We start from the raw sequence: 21,668 nt of genomic DNA on the forward strand, positions 1-21,668 counted from the left end.
ATGAAACAGAGCTGGGCCGGCAAGGCCCTGGTGACCCTGGCGGTGCTGGTGCTGAGCGCACCCGCCGCGGCCCAGGAAGACGCCCTGAAGGACCTGCCGGGCTATGTCGATTTCGGCGAGCTGCAGAGCTTTTATGGCGAACCCAAGGTGATGATCAATATTGGCGGCATGCTGCTCAGCTTCATGACCGCGGCCACCAAGGACGACCCGGAGGCCACCGAACTGCTGAACGGCCTGAAGGGCATCCGCGTGAACGTGTTCGAGACCGGCGGCGAGCTGGCCCCGGCCATGGACCAGCTGCAGCAGGTGAAGAACCTGCTGGCTGGCCAGAACTGGGAGCCCATCGTGCAGGTGAACGAGGACGACGAGCAGGTGCAGATCTTCATGAAGGCCGATGGCGAGGGCATGCAGGGCCTGACGGTGATGGCCGTCAACGCCGAGGAAGCCGTGTTCGTCAATATCCTGGGCCAGATCGATCCCGAAAAGATCGGCGAGGTCATGGAAAAGTTCGACGTCGAAATCGACTGACTGGAGGAGCGCGGACATGCCTGATCGCAAACTGGTTTTCCACGGCGTCGCCGCCATCGCCCTGGCCGTGGTACTGAGCGCCTGCGGCATCACCGCGCCGCGCAGTAACGATGGCTACGCCAACCTCGACTCGCTGGGCATTGCCGACACCGATCGCGTGATGTCCCTGTCCATCGGCCCCGGCCTGCTGCATTTTGCGGCCGGGTTCATGGACGACGAGCCGGAGACCCAGGCCATGATGCGTAGCCTGGACGGCGTGCGGGTGCGGATTTACGAGATCGACGGCGACCTGGACCGCGTCAACGGCCGCATGGCGCGGATGAGCGAGAAGCTGGTCGACGACGGCTGGGAACCGGTGGCCGTGGTGGCCGAGGATGGCGAGCGCACCTGGATGATGGTCAAGGGCTCGGAATCGCGCATCGACGGCCTGACCGTGATCAGCTCGGACGGCGTTGAGGCCGTGGTGGTGAACGTCATGGGGAACCTGAAGCCGGAGCTGTTCACCGACACCATGGTGGCGCTGGACGTGCCGGCCCCCGAAGTGCAGGTGGCTGCCCTCCCCTGAGCCCGCCCTCCCCTGATATGATCGCGCCATGGCATACCGACCATGGCAATCCCTCCTGATCGTTGTACTGGCCGCCTGGACCCTGGCGGCTTGTGCGTCCCAGCCGGTCCACACCGTCGAGCTGAACGGCGAGCGCTTCGAAGTCGAACTGGCGCTGGATCGCGAATCGCAGATGCGCGGGCTGATGTTCCGCGATGAGATGGCCGACAACCACGGCATGCTGTTCATATTCCCGGGCGAGGCGCCCCGCAGTTTCTGGATGCGCAACACCCGCATTCCGCTGGACATTTTCTACTTTGATGCCGAGCTGGCGCTGGTCAGCGTGGCGGAAAACGCCCGCCCCTGCGTGGTACAGGACTGCCCGGGCTACCCCAGCACCGGCCCCGCGCAGTACGTGCTGGAACTGAACGCAGGCAAGGCCCGCGCGCTGGGCGCAAAGCCCGGCGATGTGCTGGTGCTGCATTTCGACCCGCAATCGCCCTGATTTTACGGGCCTTTAACTGCACGGCCCGCGGCTATCATGTAGACTCGATTCACGAATTCCCGAACGAGGTTCGGCGCGGCCGTTTTTCTTCGGGGGGGTAAACGTCAGCAAGAGGAGGAACCTGACATTGGCTGGTAAATTCGTGTGTTCCAAGAGTAAAGATGGCCAGGAGTTTTTCGTCCTGAAAGCGACCAACGGCCAGACCATTCTTCAGAGTGAGCGGTACAAGACCCGCAAGTCCTGCGCCAACGGCATCGAGTCCGTGCGCAAGAACTCGCAGGACCCGAACCGCTTCGAGTGCCGCACCGCCAAAGATGGCCGCACGTACTTCGTGCTCAAGGCCGCCAATGGCCAGGAAATCGGCCGCAGCCAGATGTACAAGTCGGCCAGCGGTTGCTCCAACGGCATGAAGTCGGTCGCCACCAACGCGCCTGACGCGACGGTTGTCGAAGCCTGAACGGCCCGCGACATCACCGAAAAAGCGGGCTTGATGCCCGCTTTTTTGTTTCCGGGGTTTAAACAACATGACCGACGCCTCCACCCTGCGCGTGCTGCAGGTCACCGATTGCCATGTCTCGGCCCGCGCCGGCACGGACTACCGTGGCCTGGACGCGCGGCTTGAGTTCGAGCGCCTGCTGCCCGCGGCCCATGACTGGGCCCCCGACCTGGTGCTGCTGACCGGTGACGTGGCCGAGGACGGCAGTGCCGAAGCCTGTGCCTGGGTGGCCGAACGGCTGGTGGGGCTGGGCGTACCGGTGCTGGCCACGCCAGGCAACCATGACCTCGACGCCGTCATCGCCGCGCAGTTCCCGCTGTCGGCGACGGCATCGCCGCTGGTGCATGACCGGGGTGACTGGCGGCTGGTGCTGTTGAACAGCGCCCGCCCGGGCAAGATCGACGGACACCTGGGCGACGATGACCTGCAGACGCTGGCGGGGGCACTGGATGAGTGGACCGGCCACGCGCTGGTGGCCTTGCATCACCAGCCGCTGGACGTGGGCAGCCCGTGGATCGACCGCTACCCGTTGCAGGCGCCGGAAAACCTGTGGCGCGTGCTGGACGGGTCCTGCTGCCGGGTGGTGTGCTGGGGCCACGTGCACCAGGCCTTCGAGGCGCGGGTGGGCCAGGTGCGTGCGCTTTCGGGGCCCTCAACGGCGGCCAACAGCCTGCCGGGTAGGGAAAAGTTCACGTTGGACCCGGCCGGGCCGGCCTGCCGTGGACTGGTGTTGCGCCGGGATGGCGCGGTGGAGTCGGAAATCCTGCGCGCGGGGACCTAGGCGCTCAGATCTCCACCATCTCGAAGTCTTCCTTGCCGGCGCCGCAGTCGGGGCAGAGCCAGAACTCGGGCACGTCTTCCCAGCGGGTGCCCGGCGCCAGGCCCTCTTCGGGTGCGCCTTTCTGCTCATCGTAAATCCAGCCGCAGATGATGCACATCCAGACCTTGTAGTCGTCGTCCGCCATGGTTTCGCCGTCCCGAAAAAGGGGCGTAGTGTGCCATGCCCGGGCGCGAAACCCAATGGCGGTTGCGACCGGCCGCGGCAGGCCGGAAAATGGCGCCCATGACGACCAACTCAGAATTGCTGGCGCGCGCTCGCGTGCACATTCCCGGCGGGGTGAACTCCCCGGTACGGGCCTTTAACGGTGTCGGCGGTGAGCCGCTGTTCATCGAGCGTGCCGAGGGCTCGCGCATCTACGATGTCAGTGGCCGCGGCTACATCGACTATGTCGGCTCCTGGGGGCCGATGATCGCCGGCCACGCGCACCCCGATATCCTGGCGGCGGTGAAACAGGCGGCCGAGCGCGGCCTGAGCTTCGGCGCACCCGCACCGGGCGAGGTGACCATGGCCGAAAAGCTGTGCGAACTGGTTCCGGCCATGGACATGGTCCGCATGGTCAATTCCGGCACCGAGGCGACGATGAGCGCCGTGCGCCTGGCGCGCGCCGCCACCGGCCGCGACCGCATCATCAAGTTCGAGGGCTGCTATCACGGCCATGCCGACTCGTTCCTGGTGAAGGCCGGCAGCGGCGCCCTGACCCTGGGCGTGCCCACCTCGCCCGGCGTGCCGGCGGTGCTGGCAGACCTGACGCTGACCCTGCCCTTCAACGATGCCGAGGCCGTTCGCCAGTGCCTGGAAGCCAACGTCGGCGAAGTGGCGGCGATCATCGTCGAGCCGGTTGCGGGCAACATGAACTGCATCCCGCCAGCGGAGGGCTACCTGCAGGCCCTGCGGCGCCTGTGCGACGAGCACGGCACCCTGCTGATTTTCGACGAGGTCATGACCGGCTTCCGCGTGGCGCTGGGCGGCGCGCAGTCGCTGTACGACGTGGTGCCGGACCTGTCCACTTTCGGCAAGGTCATCGGCGGCGGCATGCCGGTGGGCGCCTTCGGCGGCAAGCGCGAGTACATGGAACAGGTCGCCCCCACGGGCCCGGTCTACCAGGCCGGCACGCTGTCCGGCAACCCGGTGGCCATGGCCGCAGGCCTGGCCAACCTGGACCTGATCTCACGCCCGGGTTTCTACGAAGACCTGGAAGCCAAGACCACGATGCTGGTCGACGGCCTGCGCGACGCGGCCCAGGCCGCCGGCGTGCCCATGGCCTTCAGCCAGGTGGGCGGCATGTTCGGCCTGTTCTTCACCGAGGCCACCGAGGTGACCTGTTTCGACGAAGTGATGGCCTGCGACACCGAACGCTTCAAGACCCTGTTCCACGGCCTGCTCGACGCCGGCGTCTACCTGGCGCCATCGGCCTTCGAGGCTGGCTTCGTGTCCAGCGCGCATACCGAAGACGATATCCGCGAAACGGTGGCCGCTGCGGCGGATGTGCTGAAGACCTTCTGACGATCAGAACGGGTAGTCGAGTTCGTGCTGGTGGCGAATCGCCAGCACTCGGACTTCTTCGGCGTGGGGCCGGAACCGGTACAGCGCGATATACCCACTCTGCCCGTAAGAGATGACCAGTTCCCGAAGCCCGTGCTCGCGCTCGTGACCGATCAGGGGATGGGCGCCGAGCAGGTCGACGGCTGAGCGAATGGCCGCTGCGGCCCTGGTGGCGGCGCCGGGGTTGTCATCTGCCAGGAAACTGATGCTACGTTGCAGGTGGGCAATGGCCCTGGCGGAATAGACTACTTGCGCCATGCCCTGGGCGGCTTGGCATGCTCTCCGGCGGCCAGTTGGTCAAGCCAGGCGTGCACGTCATCGGCGCGATAGACCTCGCCGGTGCGTTCGATGTCAGCGTCAGCGGCCAGCGCCTCTTCGACGAAGTCACGCATTTTCTCCTCGTGCGCCGTCAGGCGTTCAACTGCTTCGATAATAAAGCCGTGGGTGGAACGCCCGGTGCGCCCGGCCAGTTCGATAACCCTGGCCTTCAGTTCGGGCGCCAGCTTAATGGTGGTTGTTGAGGCCATGACCCTGCCGCGTGTTGAGGAGGTGACTATAAAGTAGCACCTGTCCGGCATGGATGCCAGATCGCCCCGTTGCTGGCCACCACGTTTCAGTCCAGGAACAGGTCCTTCATCAGCGGTGTGCCGGGCTTGACGGCGTACTGGTCAAAGTCGCGCACGCCGGCCTTCGACAGGACGGTTTCGTCGATAAAGAAGTTGCCGGTGCACTGGCTGGCGTCCTGCACCAGGATGGCGTGCGCCGCGTCGGCCATGATGGCCTCGGTGCGGCAGTTTTCCGGTTTGACCATGCCGTCGAGCATGTTGATGGCGGCCGTGGCGATCACCGTGCGTGGCCACAGTGCGTTGACCGCGATGCCGCGTTTGCGGAACTCTTCGGCCATGCCCAGTACGCACATGCTCATGCCGTACTTCGACATGGTGTAGGCGGTGTGATTCTTAAACCAGTGCGCCCCCAGGTTCAGCGGCGGCGACAGCGTCAGGATGTGGGGGTTGCTGCCCTGCGACAGGTACGGCAGCGCGGCGCGTGAACAGGAATAGGTGCCGCGGACGTTGACGTCGAACATCAGGTCGAAGCGGCGCATGGGCAGGTCGGCCGTGTTGCGCAGCGTAATCGCGCTGGCGTTGTTGACCAGGATATCGATGCCGCCGAAGTGACCGGCGGCCTGCGCCATGGCGTCGTCGATGGCGTGATCGTCGCGGACGTCCAGCTTGATGGCCAGCGCCCGGCCACCGGCCGCCGCGATTTCTTCGGCTACCGTGTGGATGGTGCCGGGCAGTTTCGGGTGCGGAGTATCGGTCTTGGCGGCGATGACGACGTTGGCGCCGTCGGCTGCGGCCCGCAGCGCGATTGCTCGGCCGATGCCGCGCGAGCCGCCGGTGATGAACAGCGTCTTGTTATCCAGGTTGCTCATGTCGATGGGTCTCCAGGCTGGCGACGCGCGGGCCATCGCGCGGGTGCTGACGTATCATAACCGACCCGGCGCGCGGCGCTGACCGCCCGCCCGATACACACCGGAGCATGCCTTGGAATCAGGCTGGATACAGCCACTGCTGGACTGGATTGCCGCGAACCCCGGCTGGGCCGGTTTCGCGGTGTTCGTGCTGGCGTTCCTGGAGTCGCTGGTCATCATCGGCTTTTTGCTGCCGGGCATCTTCATCCTGTTCGCCATCGGCGCGATGATCGGCCTGGGCATGACCGGCATGCTGCCCATCTGGGTGGGTGGGTCGCTGGGCGCGGTGGCCGGTGACCTGGTCAGCTACTGGGTTGGCCATCGTTACCAGCAGCGCCTGCGCACGCTGTGGCCGTTCAGCCGCTACCCCGGCATGTTGCTGCGCGGCGACGAATTCTTCGCCCGGCATGGTGCCAAGAGCGTGATCATTGGCCGGTTTATCGGCCCGTTGCGGCCGGTGGTGCCGGCCACGGCGGGCATGCTGGGCATGCCGCTGTCGCAGTTCGCCTGGGTGAGCGTGCCGGCCTGCATCCTGTGGACGCCGGCCTACCTGGTGCCGGGCATGCTGTTTGGCGCGTCGCTGGAAGTGGCCTCGGATTACGCGGGGCGCCTGGCGCTGGTGCTGGCGCTCGCCGTCGGCGTGGTCTGGCTGGCGCTGTGGGCGGTGCGCATGCTGTACGAGATCTCCGCCGTGTACTCGGCGCGCTGGCTGCGGCGCGCCATTCGCTGGTCGCGGCGCCACCCGGTGCTTGGCCGCCTGGCCGGCCCCATTCTCGACCCGTCGCAGCCGGAGGTGCTGTCGGTCAGCATGCTCGGCCTGCTGCTGGTGGTCGCCCTTTGGGGTTTCGTGCTGCTGATGTTCCTGGCGCCGTTCGGGCCCGAGCCCGGCGTGCGTGACCTGGCGGTCATGAACTGGGCGCAGACGCTGCGCAATGACATCACCGACCCGTTCATGGTGGTGGTCAGCCAGTTGTCGCGCTGGTGGGTGCTGCTGCCCACGCTGGTGGCCACGCTGCTGTGGCTGCTGGGTGCGGAGCGGCTGGATGCCGCCATCCACTGGCTGGTGGCGATGGCTGGGGCCATGGTGTTGCAGGCGCTGATGGCCATGTCGCTGCGGGCCACGCCCGCGCTGCAGGCGGCCGGAAGCGAGCACGTCTATGTGCCCAGCGCGCACCTGACCCTGGTGACCGTGCTGCTGGGCTTTTTCTCCGTGATGGTGGCCAAGGAGCTACGCCGCAAACACCGCCGCTGGCCCTACCTGGCGGCCACGCTGCTGGTCACGCTGCTGCTGTTCGCGCGCATCTACCTGGGCCTGGACTGGTTCAGCGGCGCGCTGGCCGGCGTGATCCTGGGGCTGGCCTGGACGGCGATTGTCGGCATGGCCTACCGCGCCCGCGCCAAGCGGCATTTCGCCGGTGGCGTGGCCTGCGCCATCTTCTTCGGCACCCTGGTCATGACCATCGCCTGGCAGGCCGATGTGCACCTGGACCGGGACCTGGAGGCCGTCCGCGTGCCGCTGCCGGAGGCCACGCTGGCCGAAAGCGAGTGGTGGGACGGCGCCTGGGCCGAACTGCCGCAGCGTCGCACGTACTCGCGCTCGGTCGCCTCGCGCCGTTTTAACTTCCAGATGGTCGGTGACATTGAAACCCTGCGCGAGGCGCTGGAAGCGGAAGGCTGGGCACCGGCCGAGGCCGACGACTGGCGCTGGTTCCTGCGCGCCCTGAACCCGAACGCCGACGAGGCGACCCTGCCGCTCACTGGCAAAAACTACCTGGGCCACCGGGAGACGCTGGTGCTGCGCCTGCCCGGGAGTGCCGACGAGCAGATGGTATTAAGGCTCTGGGACTCGGGTACCCGACTGGTTCCCGGGGGTGACACGGTGTGGTTAGGCCAGTTTCACCGTGAAAGGCTGGTCAAGCGCGTCTGGCTGTTCAGCTACTGGAACGCGGCAGAACCAGCGCAGGCGGATGTCAGTGACCTGGAAGAGCTTCTCGGTCCAGCCTGGCAGTTTCAACAGGCGTTGCCCTACTTCTTCCTGCTCCGCCCTGCGCCCTGATCGCCCGGTTCAAACCGCCGCGACAGAAGCAACCGTCTTTTTGTACTAAGCTGGACTGAAGTCATGTCGCGTTACCAGGGGGGAGACCATGAATTTTGCGCGCACGGTCATTGTCAGCTTTTTGTTCGTAGCCGGGGTCTTTGCGCCGGTCATCGTGTCGGCGGCCACCATCACGGTCGAAGCCGGAGACAACCAGGGGCTGATTGACGCGATTAACACGGCCAATGCCAACGGCGAAGAAACCACCATTTCCCTGGTACCTGATGCCGATGGCAACACGGAATTCGTGTTTGACATGCCGTACCAGTCAACGGGCTCGGCCCTTCCCGTCATTACGTCGCCTATCGATATAGTGGTCGTCTCCGATGTGCCGGGTGAAGCGGGCCGGATGACCTTCAGGCGGGCTGCAGGCGCCCCGGAATTCAGGGCGATTCACTTTGAGGGAATGGCCGGAAACACGCCGTCCTCGGTGCACATTTTTGATATCAACATCGTCGATTTTTCGGCTGGCACAGAAGGAGGTGGGGCCATTTTGGTCAGTGGTTCAGGTGCCTTGTTCTTGGTCTCGGCAACGCTGGCGGGCAATGATTCTTCCGGAAACGGCGGTGCGCTGCGAGCCACCGGGCAGACGTTGGTTAGGACCGTTGGCGTTCGTTTTGTCGATAACCATGCGAACCAGGTGGGCGGTTCAATTTCTCTCGAAGGCAATTCCCAGGGGCAAGTTGTCAGCTCCCGGTTTGAAAACAACCGTGCCGGCGTGTTCGGTTGCGATATCAACGTGGCGTCCGGGGGTATCGGGAACGGGTTCACGGTTCTTCAACTTCAAAATTCGATTTTCGAGGCGAGCTGCAACAATGTCACCGTGGAAAACCCGCTCGGCGAGATTGAGGCAAAGGGCAACACGTTCTTCGGCACCGGCGAGGCATTCGATTCGACCGACATCGTTCATGTCCTGGGCAACATTTTCGACCTCGAGCCTCCGCAACCCAGTTCCAGCCAGGGCGCGCAAGGCAGAGGTGCGCCGGTGACCAAGGCGCTGTGCAACGATTTTGGCATTGGTGAGTTCGTTTCGCTCGGCTACAACATTGCCACGGTGGACGGGTGTGGCCTGGATGATCCCACGGACCAGGTCAACACGGATCCAGGCCTGGTCATTGGGCAGGACGGACTGCCTGTTCCTGGTCCGAGCAGTCCGGCAATTGAGTCCGGGGCTTCTGAAGTCGTGGTGGTTGATGGCAGCGAGCTCGCCTCCCTGCCTTGCGGTTATGTCGACATGACCGGCCTGGGCCGTCCGCAGGATGCCGATGGTGATGGCGAATTCGTGTGCGACCGTGGCGCGGTGGAGATGGCCGGTACGGGCATGGTTTCGGCCGGCCACAGCGGCGCTTTCTATAACTCGGCCCGCAATGGCGAAGGCAATTACGTCGAGATCCTCAATGACGAACTGGCGGTGGTATACACGTTCAGCTACCGGCCGGATGGCTCCGGGCCTTCCTGGTTTGTTGGTGCCGGCGAGATCCGTGGCAACTCGATTGTCATTGACGAACTCCAGCGGCCCACCGGGACGTCGTTTGGCGCCTAATTTGATGCCGCGGAGATCGAACGAACGCCGGCCGGTTCCATGTCCATGGTCTTTCCTGACTGCGGGGTTACGGGTGAAGGCGGCAGCGTGGCCTACACCGGGGCGCCAGAACTTGGGTACGAAGGCGTGCTTAGCAGGGCGCAACGGCTATCGCGCGTCGTTGGGTGTGATTTCACGCCATCGGCCGATGCGGGGCTGTCCGGGTCGTACTTCGCGCCCGAGAGAAACGGCGAGGGCGTGATCGTCGAGTGGCTGGACAACGGTATGGTGACGGCCATTTTCTTCACCTTCGATACCGAGGGCGACCAGTTTTGGGTCACCGGTACCGGGGCGCCCAACGGCCGCTCGGTCACGATGGACGTGGTTTACCCGGGGACGTCCACGCGCTGGGGCCGCGGCTTCGATGCCGGCGAGATCGAGCTGCCCGTCTGGGGCACGTTTACGCTGAGCTGGAGCGACTGCAATAACCTGTCGTTCAGCTACGATTCCAGCGTGCCTGGATATGGCAGCGGCAGCCACCAGTACACGCGAATCTCAACGCTGCAGGGGACGAGCTGCCCGGGTTTCTAGTCGATCGCGCCGATGTCGCGCGCGAATCGGCGCGGCGCAGCCTCGAAGCCGCCGTTGCTCATGAACACGACGTGGTCGCCGGGTTTCACGAACTCCAGCATCTGCGAGAGCATGTCGTCGGTACGGGTGACGACGCGACCGCGGCCGTCGAGCGGCTTCAGGGCCACCTGCGGGTCCCAGTCGATGTCGCCCGGAGTCAGCAGCCAGACGCGGTCGGCGGCAATCAGTGATGGGCCAAGCAGGTCGGCGTGTACGCCGGCGCGCATCGTGTTGCTGCGCGGTTCCAGCGCGACCAGGATGCGGTCATTGCCGACGCGGCGGCGCAGGCCTTCCAGGGTCATGCGGATGGCCGTGGGGTGGTGGGCAAAGTCATCGTAGACGTGGATGCCGTCGGCCTCGCCGATGGGTTCCAGCCGGCGCTTGACACCCTGGTAGCGCGCCAGCGCGCCGATGGCGGTGGCCGGCGCCACGCCGACAGACACCGCGGCCGCGACCGCGGCGCAGGCATTCATGGCGTTGTGTTCGCCGCAGTTGTCCCACTCCACCTCGCCCTGCAACTCGCCGTTGCGATGGAAGGCCAGGCGGGTGCCGCCGGGGTTCAGCCGCTCGACCTGCCAGTCCGTGCCGTCGCCGGTGGAGAATGACTGGCGCTGGCTCCAGCAGCCCATTTTCAGCACCGATTCCAGCTCGGAGCTTTCGCCGTTGACCACCAGCGTGCCCTCGCCGGGAATGGTGCGCACCAGGTGGTGGAACTGGGTCTTGATGGCGTCCAGGTTGGGGTAAATGTCGGCGTGGTCGTATTCCAGGTTGTTCAGGATCGCCACGCGCGGGCGGTAGTGGACGAACTTGGCGCGCTTGTCGAAAAACGCGGTGTCGTACTCGTCGGCCTCGACCACGAAGAATTGCTCGCCATCGCGTGCCGACAGGCCGAAATTGCGCGGCACGCCACCGATCAGGAAGCCCGGCGCCAGGCCGGCGTCTTCAAGAATCCAGGCCAGCATGCTGGACGTGGTGGTCTTGCCGTGGGTGCCGGCCACGGCCAGTACGGTCTTGCCGCGCAGGTAGTTTTCACCCAGCCAGCGCGGTCCGGAGACGTAGTTCATGCCCTCGTTAAGGACCTTCTCGACGGCCGGGTTGCCACGGGTCAGGGCATTGCCGATGACGACCAGGTCCGGGGCGGGGTCCAGCGGCGCATTTTCGTAGCCCTCGGTGAGCTCGATGCCTTCTTTTTCCAGCAGCGTGCTCATGGGCGGGTAGGTGTTCTGGTCGGTGCCGGTGACACGGAAACCGGCGCGCCGCGCCAGCAGGGCGACGCCACCCATGAAGGTGCCGCAGATGCCAAGAATGTGGATATGTTTCATGTGGTGTAAGCGAAATGCAGGATCACGTAGGTCATGGCCATCAGCAACACGGTAATCAGCACGCCGATGGACAGCGAGGTGTCCAGCGCGTGCCGGTAGATGTTGGCATCGACGGCCAGGCCCCAGCAGAAAATAAAGAACCAGACGAAGAACAGCAGCGGCTGGTTGACGTTGCTGTCGGCCTGTACCAGCAGGACGAACAACAGCAGGCCCATGGCAATGCCGACGGCGGCCAGCGCCAGCAGGGTCTGCGCGGCACGCTCGGGACGACGGCGGTAGCGCAGTATCGCCAGCACGGCGATGGCCTGGATGCCAATCGCCAGCAGGCTGCGGCCGGCGGCGGTCTCATTGCCCAGGTGCTGTGCGGTCAGGACCGAGGCCCCGAACGAGGCCATCATCACGATCAGGGTCAGTGCCCACGACGAGGGCAGGTCCTGCGGGCCGGCCTTCAGCCTGAGCAGGGCCCACAGGGTCTTGAGCGGGTTATCCACGGGGCCAGGCGTGCCCTCGTCGGCAACGCGGCCGTCAGGCCGCGCCGTCCATCGACAGGGCGGACTTGATGCGTTCGAGGACTTCCTCGATGCTGCCTTCGCCCAAGACACGGGTGAGCAGGCTGCGCTCCTCGTAGAAGCCGGCGACCGGCGCGGTCTGCTCATCGTAAACGCGCATGCGGTTGCGGACGACTTCCTCGGTGTCGTCGCTGCGGCCTTCTTCGGTGGCGCGCTTGGCGATGCGCTCGACGACGCGGTCTTCGCTGACCTCGATCATCACTGCCTCTTCGATCGGCTGGTCGAGCTTGCCCAGCAGGGCCTCCAGCGCCTCGGCCTGGGCCAGGTTGCGCGGGTAGCCATCGAGGATAAAGCCCGGCGCCACGTCGGCCTCGGCCAGGCGCTCCTCGATCAGGTTCAGCATCACATCGTCCGGCACCAGTTCACCGCGGTCCATGATGGCTTTCGCCTGCTGGCCCAACGGGGTCTGGTTGGCGACGGCCTGGCGGAGCAGGTCACCGGTGGAAATGTGGGGGATTTCAAAATGGTCTTTCAGGAGCGCCGCCTGGGTGCCTTTTCCGGACCCGGGCGCACCCAGTAACACGATTCGCATGAGACGGTTCCCGTCGTTTGGAGCAGGGCTGGTGCCAAACGCGTAAAGCTACCCGCTCGGTGCCTCGCAGTCAATGTAAATGCGGCCTGCGCTGCGCTACCCTAGGGGAGACAACAACAAGGAGAAGCCGCCGGATGAACCGCTCAACTCACCGGAATGGACGGGCTCTTCGCCTGGTCCGCAGCGTGTTATTGCTTGCCCTGTTCTCGACCACGGCGAACAGCGCCCTGGCCGAAGCCACTGCAAAATGGCAGTCCCTGTACAACGGCAAGGACCTGTCCGGCTGGACGCAGGTGACCGGTTCCGCGCTGTTCGAGGCGGACGGCGAGGCCATCGTCGGTCACGCGGTGGCCGATTCACCCAACAGTTTCCTGGCCAGCGAGTATGGCTACGGTGATTTCATCCTGGAATACGAGGCCCGCGTGGACTCCGCGTTGAATTCCGGCGTGCAGGTTCGCAGCGCGCTGGGCGACGACGGCTTCGTGCAGGGCTACCAGGTGGAGATCGACCCGAGCCCGCGGGGGTTTTCCGGCGGCATCTACGAGGAGCGCCTGCGCGGGTGGCTCTATCCGCTGTCGCTGAACGAGCCCGCGCGAACTGCGTTCACAGTGGGCGGGTGGAACCGGTTTCGTGTCGAGGCGATTGGCGATTCGATCCGGGTCTGGGTGAATGACGTCCAGGCCGTTGACCTGGTCGATGACGGCCAGGCTGCGGGCTTTGTCGCCCTGCAGGTGCATTCCATCCGTGGTGATGAACTGACCGGCGCCACGGTTCGCTGGCGCAAGCTGCGCATCCTCACCGAGGACGTCGCGGCACATGCCCGGCAACCGGACCCGGGCGTGGCCCAGGCCAGCTACCTGGTGAACCGGTTAACGGAGCGTGAGACCGGGGAAGGCTGGCAGCTGCTCTGGGATGGAGAGACCAGTGAAGGCTGGCAGGGCGCGAAGCTCGACCACTTTCCCGAGTCCGGCTGGACCATGAGCGACGGCGTGCTGACCATCGAGGCCACCAACGGCGGCGAGGCGACCGGCCCCGGCGACATTGTTACCACGCGGGCCTTTAGCGATTTCGAACTGGCCTTCGAGTTTCGCATCACCGAGGGCGCCAACAGTGGAGTGAAGTACTTCGTCGACCCGGCGCTGAACCAGGGCGAGGGCTCGGCCATTGGCTGCGAATTCCAGGTGCTGGACGACCAGCGTCACCCGGACGCGAAGGCTGGCGTGAATGGCAACCGGACCCTGGGCTCGCTGTACGACCTGGTGGCCGCGGAAAACCTGCAGACCGAGGGCCGGGCCAAGCAGTTCAAGGGCGTGGGACGGTGGAACCACGGCCGCATCGTGTCCCGTGATGGCCGCGTCGAACACTGGCTGAACAACGAGCGGGTGGTGGAGTTCGATCGCAACAGCCAGGTGTTCCGCGCACTGGTGGCCTACAGCAAGTACAAAATCTGGCCTGGCTTTTGCCAGTGGCCGGCCGGCCGGATCCTGCTACAGGATCACGGTGATACGGTCAGCTACCGCAGCATCAAGCTTCGCGAGCTCTGAGTTAACGCACAAGACACCAGGAGACCAGGCCGATGGCACCGACCCGGCGAAATTTTCTGACTTCAACCGCCTCCGTGGGGCTGGCGGCCTCCTTGACCAGCGCGGCGAGTTACGCGCGGATCCTGGGCGCGAACGAGCGCATCAACCTGGGCTTCGTGGGCTTGCGCAGTCGTGGCGAGGCGCTGGTGAAATCGACCCTGTCCGTGGGTGGTTCGGGCGTGGGCATCCCCGCCATCTGCGATGTCGATAGCCGTGTCCTGGACACGGCGGGTGCTTCGATCCTGGCCGCGACCGGCCAGGCGCCGGCGGCGGACGCCGATTTCCGCCGCATGGCCGGGAACCCCGATATCGATGCGGTGGTGATCGCCACACCGGACCATACCCACGCACCGTTCGCGATCATGGCCATGCAGGCGGGCAAGCATGTCTATGTCGAAAAGCCCTGCAGCTACAACGCCCGGGAGTGCGAGTTGCTGGTCGAGGCCCAGCAGCGCACCGGCCGGGTGGTGCAGATGGGCAACCAGCAACGCTCGGCGCCCACAACCATCGCGGCCATCGGCGCCATTCATAATGGCGCCATCGGCCGGCCGTACATGGGCAAGGCCTGGTACTCGAACAAGCGTGGCTCGATCGGCACCGGCCAGGCGGTGCCGGTGCCGGACTGGCTGGACTGGGACCTGTGGCAGGGCCCGGCGCCGCGGCGGTCCTACCGGGACAACTACGTTCACTACAACTGGCACTGGTTCCGGCACTGGGGCACCGGCGAGATCAATAACAACGCGTTACACGAGCTGGATATCTGCCGCTGGGCGCTGGGGGTTGGGCTGCCCGACCGGGTGACCTCTTCGGGTGGGCGTTTCCATTTCCAGGACGACTGGGAGTTCTACGATACGCAGGTGGCCAGCTATGACTATGCCGGCGACTGCTCCATCACCTGGGAAGGCCGCAGCTGCAACGACCTGAAATTCTTCGGCCGGGGGCGCGGCGCCACAATTCATGGCACCGAGGGCTCCATGCTGATCGACCGCAACGGCTACATCCGCTATGACCTGGCCGGCAATGAAGTCGAGCGGGTCGACGAAGGCGCGACGTCCGCCACCACCGATGTCGTCGGCGAGGGGCCGCTGGTCGATTTCCACTTCCGCAACTATTTCGATGTCATCCGCGGCAACGGCGTACTGCACTCACCGATTGACGAGGGTGCGGTCAGCACGCTGATGTGCCACCTGGGAAACATCGCGCAGGATGTGGGGCGCACGCTGGAAATCGATACCACGACGGGCCGCATTCTCGGCGATGAGCAGGCCATGGCCGCATGGAGCCGCGAGTACCAGGATGGCTGGTCGCCGGAAGCCTGAGGCACGCCGGCGCCGCCTCCACTAGAATAGGCCGGACCCACACTTACCGACCGATTCGGGGGAACCATGGCGAAGAAGAACCTGCTCTACGCCCAGTCCGGCGGCGTCACGCCGGTGATCAATGCGACCGCCTGCGGGGTGATCGAAACCGCGCGCGTCAACCGTGACCAGGTCGGCAAGGTGTATGCCGGCGAGAACGGCATCATCGGCGTGCTGCGCGAGAACCTGATCGACACCTCGAAGGAGCGCAAGGGCGATATCGCCGCGCTGCGGCACACGCCGGGTGGCGCGTTTGGTTCCTGCCGTTTCAAGCTCAAGGGCATCGAGGACAACCGTGCCGAGTACGAGCGCCTGATCGAGGTGTTCAAGGCGCACGACATCGGCTATTTCCTTTACAACGGTGGCGGTGATTCGTCCGACACCGCCTACAAGGTCTCGCAGATCGGCTCGAAGCTGGGCTACCCCGTGCAGTGCATCGGCGTGCCCAAGACCATCGACAACGACCTGCCGATCACCGACAACTGCCCGGGCTTCGGCTCCGTGGCCAAGTACGTGGCCGTGTCGATCATGGAGGCCAGCCTGGATGTCGAATCGATGGCATCGAGCTCCACCAAGGTGTTCATCCTGGAAGTGATGGGGCGCCACGCGGGCTGGATCGCCGCGGCCGGCGGCCTGGCGCAGCGCGAGGACGGCGACCCGCCGCACATCATCCTGTTCCCCGAGCGGCCGTTCGAGCAGCGCGCGTTTTTGAAGCGCGTGAAGGAATCGGTGGAAAAGTACGGCTACTGCTCGATCGTCGTGTCCGAGGGCGTGCGCGACAGGAAGGGCAAGTTCCTGTCCGACTCCGGCGTGCGCGATGCCTTTGGCCACGCGCAGCTGGGCGGCGTGGCGCCGGTCATCGCCTCACTGGTGAAAGAGAAGCTCGGCTACAAATACCACTGGGCCGTGTCCGACTACCTGCAGCGCTCCGCGCGCCACGTGGCTTCGAAGACCGATGTCGACCAGGCGTATGCCATGGGCAAGGCGGCGGTGGATTTCGCCATCGCCGGCAAGTCCGGCGTGATGCCCACCATCGAGCGCACCTCCGACAAGCCTTATCGCTGGAAGGTGGGCGAGGCGCCGCTCTCAAGGGTCGCCAATCGCGAGAAGAAGATGCCGGCGCGGTACATCACCAAAGACGGCTTCGGCATTACGCCGTCGGCGCGCAAGTACCTGGAGCCGTTGATTCGTGGCGAGGACTACCCGCCGTACGATAAGCAGGGCCTGCCGAAATACGTGCGCCTGCAGAAGAAGCTGGCGCCGAAGAAGCTCGATCCCTTCGAGGTCGACGACTGATTGCCCCGGCGCGCCCGGCCCTGGCCGGGCTCCTGGCGCTACTTTGCGGCCTGTGCACCACCGCCGTCACGGCGGATGCGATCCAGGCGCAGGTGGAATTCCTGGCGGACGATCGCCTGGGTGGGCGGCAGCCGGGGACGGCGGGCTATGACCTGGCCGCCCGGTACGTTGCTGAACAGTTCCGCAACCTGGGCGTGTCGCCCGCCGCACCTGGCGATGGTTGGTTCCAGCCGGTGCCGCTGCGCTCCGCTTCGCGCGTCGAGGGCAGCGACACGGCAGCCGTGATACAGCGGGGGCGACGCATCGAGCTCGACTTTCCTGCTGATTTCTTCCGCAGGCCCGACCTGTTGCTGGAGCAGTCGCGGCTGCGCGCCGCCATGGTGTTCGTGGCCTACGGCGTGGACGCGCCGGCGCTGGGCTACAGCGACTACACGGATGTGGACGTCCGCGGCAAGGTCGTGGTGATGCTCGCAGGCACACCGGCGGCGCTGGACGGTGATGCCGCCGGCTACTTTGGCACCGAGCAGGCCAAGCTGGAAGCCGCCGCCAGGCACGGCGCGGCCGGGGTGGTGTTCGTGTTCACGCCGTTGAACGAGGCAGTCACTGCCTGGGATGACATCCAGGCGATGACCACGGCGCCGGCGATCGGCGCGATCAACGGTAACGGCCGGGTCACCGGCACCGTTCCGGGGCTGCACAGCGCGACGACCATCAGTCACCACGCCGCCGGGCCGCTATTCGACGGCTCCGGCCATGAACTTACCGACATCCTGGCGCTGGACCGCGAGGGCGGCCGGGTGCCGGTGTTCGGGCTCGACGGTGAAATCAAACTGGCGCAGGCCAGCCGGCACGATGCCATCCACAGCGCCAATGTCGTTGGCATGGTGCCCGGGACGGACCCGTTGCTGGCGCGGGACCTGGTCGTTTACGTTGCCCACCTCGACCATATCGGGGTTCGCCCCATCGATGGCGAGCCAGTGGTCCATAACGGCGCGCTCGACAACGCGGTTGGTGTGGCGGTCATGCTGGATGTCGCACGCCGCTTCGTGAAGCAGCCGTCACGGCGCACCGTCGTGTTCCTGGCGACCACCGCCGAGGAGGCCGGGCTGGTAGGCGCTGACTGGTACGCGCGCCAGCCGTTGCCGGCCGGCCATCGCCCCGTGGCGGTCATCAATATCGACATGCCGGTGTTGCTGTTCGACTTTACTGAAGCGGTGGCCTGGGGCGGTGAGCGCTCGAGCCTGGGCGACGCGTTCGCCGTGGCGGCCGCAGAGAGCGGTATCAGCGTGGCGGATGACCCTTTCCCGGGCCTGAATATCTTCACCCGTAGCGACCACTACGCCTTCGTTCGACAGGGCGTGCCGGCGCTGATGCTCGGGCCCGCACCCGGACCGGATGGCGGGGACAACGCGATTCGCTTCGACCGCTTCCTGGCGGAGAGTTACCACCGGCCGTCGGACCGGCCGGGCATCGGCATTGATTACGCGGCCGCCGATCGGTTCGCGCGGCTGGCGTTCCGCACCGGCGAGGTGGTCGCGGGCCAGTCGGCCAGGCCGCGCTGGCGTGCCGGTGATTTCTTCGGAGAGACCTTCAGCCGGTAGAATTGCGCCATGAACGAGACCATCACGATTTTCTGCACCTGTCCCGACGAGGAAACCGCCGGCCGGCTGGCCGAGGGCCTGGTGGAGGCGCGCCATGCCGCCTGTGTGAACATCCTGCCCGGTGTGCGGTCTGTATACCGCTGGGAAGACCGGGTAGAGCGCGCGCGGGAGGCGCTGATGATCATCAAGACCACGTCCACACATTTCTTTGTTATCGAGCGCTGGATGGCCGAGCACCATCCCTACGATGTGCCCGAACTGGTGGCCGTGCGCGCCGAGCACGTGTCCGAGCCCTACCTGGCCTGGCTGCGACAGTCGGTGTCGGTGTGAGCAGTTGGCGACAGCGGGCCGCGTTGCCCGGCTGGCTGGGTATGGCCTGCCTGCTGCTGGCGGCCTGGCTGCCGGCGGCGGCCCAGGCGGTATCGCCGCAGGAAGTGAAACCCTATGCCGAGGTCTTCAGCCTGCAGGCGCGGGCCGAAACACGCGCGCAGCTGGTGCTCGAGTGGACCATCGCCGACGGTTACTACCTGTATAACAACCAGTTCCTGGGGTTCACCAGCCCCACGCCCGGCGTCACGCTGGGCCAGCCCGTCCTGCCGCCGGGCAAGCGCAGCTTCGACGCGCTGCTGGGCGAGGAAGTGGAGAAGTATCACGGCCAGATGGTGGTGACGCTGCCGATGGTCGCCGTGCCCGCTGATGTCGACGAGCTGGTGATCGAAACGCGCTCCCAGGGTTGCCTGGAAGACGTGTTGTGCTACCCGCCGACCACGCAGCAGGTGAGCGTGAACCTGCCCGCCGGCGCGGCCGAACCCGGCGTGACGGGCGCACCTTCAGGCCTGGATGAGCTGCTGTCCGGGCTGGGCGCCACGCCGTCGGCGACCGGCGCGCCGCTGCAGGACAAACCACCGGCGCTGGCACCCGACGAGGCCTTCGTCTACGAGGCTGTCGGCCTGGACGAGGACACGGTGCTGGTACGGTTTACGGCGCAGCCGGGCTATTACCTGTACGTCGACAAGTTCGCCTTTGAAGTGATCGGCGCAAGTGACGTGCAGGTTCGCCGGGTTGAGTTGCCGACAGGCACCATAAAGGACGACCCCGAATTCGGCCCGGTGCCGGTCATTTACGACCAGGTGGAGATTCCCGTGCACCTGTCTCGGCCCGCCGGGCCCGACCGCGAGATTGTGCTGGCGGCGGACTGGCAGGGTTGCCGCGATGGCGATATCTGCTACCCGCCGCAACGCGGCCAGCTGACCGCGGAGCTGGCCGCGGCCAGCGTGGCAGTCAGTGGGCCGGCATTGGTGTCCTCGGCCGCGCCCGAGGTGCCGATCGGTGAGCAGGGCCGCCTGGCGCGGCTGCTGCTGGAGCGGCCGGTGGCCGCCATGGTGGCCTTTTTCATTGCTGGCATCCTGCTGGCGTTTACGCCCTGCGTGTTCCCGATGGTGCCGATCCTTTCCGGCATCATCGCCGGCGAAGGCGAAAACGTGACCACCGGGCGCGCGTTCTGGTTGTCGCTGGTCTACGTACTGGCGATGGCGTTGACCTACACCGTGGCCGGCGTGCTGGCCGGCCTGTTCGGGCAGAACCTGCAGGCCGTGTTCCAGGACCCGTGGGTGATCTCCTTTTTCGTGCTGGTGTTTATCGTGCTGGCGCTGTCGATGTTCGGCTTCTTCGAACTGCAGCTGCCGTCGAGCTGGCAGACCCGCCTGGCCGAGCGCAGCAACCGCCAGGGCGGCGGCAAGCTGGGTGGCGTGGCGGTCATGGGGCTGTTATCGGCGCTGATTGTCGGGCCCTGCGTGGCGCCGCCGCTGGCCGCCGCGCTGATCGTGATCGGCAGTTCCGGCGATGCGTTGCTGGGCGGCGCGGCGCTGTTCGCGCTGTCCATGGGCATGGGCGTGCCGCTGCTGGTGTTCGGCGTCACCGCCGGTCGCTACCTGCCGCGCGCCGGCCGCTGGATGGGCGCAATCAAGGCCGTGTTCGGCGTCGGCCTGCTGGCGCTGGCCATCTGGCTGCTGGAGCGCATCCTGCCCGGTGCCGTGATCATGGCGCTGTGGGGCGTGCTGGCCATTGGCTGCGGTGTGTTCCTGGGCGCGCTGGAGCGCGTGCCGGAAGGCGCCGGTGGCTGGCCACGGGCCTGGAAGGCGCTGGGCCTGGTGCTGTTGCTGGTGGGCGCAGCCGAGATCGTCGGCTCGGTGTCGGGCGGCGACAACTGGATGCGACCGTTGCAGCACCTGGGCGCGTCGGCGCGGCATAGTGGCGAAGGGGCATCGCGCTCCGCGCACATCGAGCCGGAGCGGATCAAGTCGCTGGACGACCTGGCGGCGGCCGTCGCCCGCGCCAATGCCGCCGGCAAGCCGGCCATGCTCGACTACTATGCCGACTGGTGCGTGGAATGCCTGCGGATGGAGCGGAACACGTTTCCGAAGCCGGAAATCCAGGCGCTGTTCGAGCGCATCCATCCGCTGCAGGCGGATGTCACCGAACACGACAAGGTCGACCAGGCGCTGATGGCCGAATACGATGTCATCGGCCCGCCGGCGATCCTGTTCTTCGATCGCGCCGGCCGCGAGATGCCCGCCTACCGGCTGGTTGGCTATTTTGATGCGGATTCATTCGCGTCCCACCTGGAAAAAGTGCTGGAGGCACAATGAACCGTCAACTGATCCTGTTCACCGCGGTCGCCATCCTGGCCGCCACGGCCGGCGGCGTGGTCGCCACCTGCCGGGCCCAGCAGGCCGGCGAGTCCATGGTCGAACAGGCCGAGGCGAAAAACGCCAAGTCCGGGCTGGTCGGCAGCCACCGGCCCGACTGGTCAGTCGCGGGGCTGGACACCGAGCCCGTCACCGCCGCGGACTTCGACGGTCGTGTCGTGCTGGTCAACTTCTGGGCCACCTGGTGCGCGCCCTGCCGCGCCGAGATGCCAATGCTGGCCGAGGTCGACGCCGAGTACCGCGACCAGGGCTTCACCGTGGTGGGCGTGGCCATGGATGACCTCGAGCCGGCCAGGGAATTTCTCGACAGCCTGTCCATCGATTACCCCGTGGCCGTCGGCCAGGCCGACGTCATGACCATGAGCCGTGACTACGGCAACCTGGCCGGCATGCTGCCTTACTCGGTGCTGATCGGCCGCGACGGCATTGTGCGCTGGACCAAGCTGGGCGAAGTGCATCGCGAGGAACTGGTCGAGCAGTTGAAGCCCTTGCTTTGAAGGGCGTGAGCGCTGAATCCGCGCG

General features: G+C 65.9%; 23 protein-coding genes. 16 read left to right on the plus strand and 7 right to left on the minus strand.

The genetic code is table 11. From position 1 onward, the window contains the following. The 5 genes from F3N42_RS09755 to F3N42_RS09775 all read left to right on the plus strand — a co-directional run bounded on the left by F3N42_RS09755 (position 1) and on the right by F3N42_RS09775 (position 2,854). A complete protein-coding gene (locus F3N42_RS09755; protein ID WP_191621342.1) occupies positions 1–528 on the plus strand; it encodes a DUF4252 domain-containing protein in 528 nt (175 codons plus the stop codon). A 16-nt stretch (positions 529–544) separates the two neighbouring features. Next, entirely contained in the window at positions 545–1,093 is a 549-nt protein-coding gene (locus F3N42_RS09760) for a DUF4252 domain-containing protein (protein WP_150864240.1), read from the plus strand. A 28-nt stretch (positions 1,094–1,121) separates the two neighbouring features. Continuing rightward, entirely contained in the window at positions 1,122–1,577 is a 456-nt protein-coding gene (locus tag F3N42_RS09765) for a DUF192 domain-containing protein (RefSeq protein WP_150864241.1), read from the plus strand. Between the two features lie 127 nt (positions 1,578–1,704). Then, positions 1,705–2,034, plus strand: coding sequence for a YegP family protein (locus F3N42_RS09770; protein ID WP_150864242.1), 330 nt, complete (start codon positions 1,705–1,707; stop codon positions 2,032–2,034). Positions 2,035–2,101: 67 nt separating this feature from the next. Then, positions 2,102–2,854, plus strand: coding sequence for a metallophosphoesterase family protein (locus tag F3N42_RS09775; RefSeq protein ID WP_150864244.1), 753 nt, complete (start codon positions 2,102–2,104; stop codon positions 2,852–2,854). 4 nt (positions 2,855–2,858) lie between these two features. On the opposite strand, the gene F3N42_RS09780 is transcribed toward F3N42_RS09775, so the two are convergent. Next, positions 2,859–3,038, minus strand: a complete 180-nt coding sequence (locus F3N42_RS09780; protein ID WP_150864245.1) for a rubredoxin — start codon at positions 3,036–3,038, stop codon at positions 2,859–2,861. Positions 3,039–3,136: 98 nt separating this feature from the next. Between F3N42_RS09780 and hemL the strand changes: the two genes are divergently transcribed. Further along, entirely contained in the window at positions 3,137–4,417 is a 1,281-nt protein-coding gene (gene hemL / locus F3N42_RS09785; protein WP_150864247.1) for a glutamate-1-semialdehyde 2,1-aminomutase, read from the plus strand. A 3-nt stretch (positions 4,418–4,420) separates the two neighbouring features. Here the strand turns inward: hemL and F3N42_RS09790 are convergent, their stop codons facing one another. The 3 genes from F3N42_RS09790 to F3N42_RS09800 form a co-directional block, all read right to left on the minus strand. Then, a complete protein-coding gene (locus F3N42_RS09790) occupies positions 4,421–4,714 on the minus strand; it encodes a type II toxin-antitoxin system RelE/ParE family toxin (protein ID WP_150864249.1) in 294 nt (97 codons plus the stop codon). Next, positions 4,702–4,983, minus strand: a complete 282-nt coding sequence (locus F3N42_RS09795; protein WP_150864251.1) for a CopG family ribbon-helix-helix protein — start codon at positions 4,981–4,983, stop codon at positions 4,702–4,704. Before F3N42_RS09795 ends, F3N42_RS09790 begins: the two co-directional genes overlap by 13 nt. 86 nt (positions 4,984–5,069) lie before the next feature. Further along, positions 5,070–5,891 carry an SDR family oxidoreductase gene (locus F3N42_RS09800; RefSeq protein WP_150864252.1) on the minus strand — a complete coding sequence of 274 codons (822 nt, stop codon included), beginning with the start codon at positions 5,889–5,891 and terminating at the stop codon, positions 5,070–5,072. 112 nt (positions 5,892–6,003) lie between these two features. Here F3N42_RS09800 and F3N42_RS09805 point away from each other — a divergent pair, with 112 nt between their 5' ends. From F3N42_RS09805 to F3N42_RS09815, 3 genes are all read left to right on the plus strand, one after another. Then, positions 6,004–7,986 carry a VTT domain-containing protein gene (locus tag F3N42_RS09805; RefSeq protein ID WP_150864254.1) on the plus strand — a complete coding sequence of 661 codons (1,983 nt, stop codon included), beginning with the start codon at positions 6,004–6,006 and terminating at the stop codon, positions 7,984–7,986. A gap of 88 nt (positions 7,987–8,074) precedes the next feature. After that, positions 8,075–9,568, plus strand: coding sequence for a hypothetical protein (locus F3N42_RS09810; protein ID WP_150864255.1), 1,494 nt, complete (start codon positions 8,075–8,077; stop codon positions 9,566–9,568). A gap of 39 nt (positions 9,569–9,607) precedes the next feature. Beyond that, on the plus strand, positions 9,608–10,138 hold the full coding sequence (locus F3N42_RS09815) for a hypothetical protein (protein ID WP_191621343.1): 531 nt from the start codon (positions 9,608–9,610) through the stop codon (positions 10,136–10,138). Here F3N42_RS09815 and mpl read toward each other — a convergent pair. Genes mpl through F3N42_RS09830 form a run of 3 tightly spaced genes read right to left on the minus strand, consistent with a single transcriptional unit; the run spans position 10,135 to position 12,600 of the window. Beyond that, positions 10,135–11,499, minus strand: a complete 1,365-nt coding sequence (mpl, locus tag F3N42_RS09820; protein WP_150864258.1) for a UDP-N-acetylmuramate:L-alanyl-gamma-D-glutamyl-meso-diaminopimelate ligase — start codon at positions 11,497–11,499, stop codon at positions 10,135–10,137. The genes F3N42_RS09815 and mpl overlap by 4 nt on opposite strands. Beyond that, on the minus strand, positions 11,496–11,990 hold the full coding sequence (locus F3N42_RS09825) for a hypothetical protein (RefSeq protein WP_150864260.1): 495 nt from the start codon (positions 11,988–11,990) through the stop codon (positions 11,496–11,498). Before F3N42_RS09825 ends, mpl begins: the two co-directional genes overlap by 4 nt. Positions 11,991–12,024: 34 nt before the next feature. Next, a complete protein-coding gene (locus tag F3N42_RS09830) occupies positions 12,025–12,600 on the minus strand; it encodes an adenylate kinase (protein ID WP_150864262.1) in 576 nt (191 codons plus the stop codon). A gap of 134 nt (positions 12,601–12,734) precedes the next feature. On the opposite strand from F3N42_RS09830, the gene F3N42_RS09835 reads away from it, so the two are divergent. From F3N42_RS09835 to F3N42_RS09865, 7 genes are all read left to right on the plus strand, one after another. Further along, positions 12,735–14,144 carry a 3-keto-disaccharide hydrolase gene (locus F3N42_RS09835; RefSeq protein ID WP_150864264.1) on the plus strand — a complete coding sequence of 470 codons (1,410 nt, stop codon included), beginning with the start codon at positions 12,735–12,737 and terminating at the stop codon, positions 14,142–14,144. Between the two features lie 92 nt (positions 14,145–14,236). Beyond that, entirely contained in the window at positions 14,237–15,502 is a 1,266-nt protein-coding gene (locus tag F3N42_RS09840) for a Gfo/Idh/MocA family protein (protein ID WP_224784836.1), read from the plus strand. Between the two features lie 66 nt (positions 15,503–15,568). After that, positions 15,569–16,837, plus strand: coding sequence for a 6-phosphofructokinase (locus F3N42_RS09845; RefSeq protein WP_150864267.1), 1,269 nt, complete (start codon positions 15,569–15,571; stop codon positions 16,835–16,837). Positions 16,838–16,929: 92 nt separating this feature from the next. Beyond that, entirely contained in the window at positions 16,930–18,438 is a 1,509-nt protein-coding gene (locus F3N42_RS09850) for a M28 family peptidase (RefSeq protein WP_150864269.1), read from the plus strand. Between the two features lie 9 nt (positions 18,439–18,447). Continuing rightward, positions 18,448–18,768 (plus strand): divalent-cation tolerance protein CutA, encoded by a 321-nt coding sequence (gene cutA / locus F3N42_RS09855; RefSeq protein WP_150864270.1) that lies wholly within the window; start codon positions 18,448–18,450, stop codon positions 18,766–18,768. After that, positions 18,765–21,086 carry a protein-disulfide reductase DsbD gene (dsbD, locus tag F3N42_RS09860; RefSeq protein ID WP_150864272.1) on the plus strand — a complete coding sequence of 774 codons (2,322 nt, stop codon included), beginning with the start codon at positions 18,765–18,767 and terminating at the stop codon, positions 21,084–21,086. The genes cutA and dsbD overlap by 4 nt, the downstream gene beginning before the upstream one ends. Beyond that, the gene (locus tag F3N42_RS09865) at positions 21,083–21,643 is read left to right on the plus strand and encodes a TlpA family protein disulfide reductase (RefSeq protein WP_150864274.1); all 561 of its coding nucleotides are present in this window, start codon (positions 21,083–21,085) and stop codon (positions 21,641–21,643) included. The genes dsbD and F3N42_RS09865 overlap by 4 nt, the downstream gene beginning before the upstream one ends. The last annotated feature ends 25 nt before the right edge of the window (positions 21,644–21,668 follow it).

This window comes from Marinihelvus fidelis (assembly GCF_008725655.1).
In the GTDB taxonomy this organism is placed as follows: Bacteria; Pseudomonadota; Gammaproteobacteria; order Xanthomonadales; family SZUA-36; genus Marinihelvus; species Marinihelvus fidelis.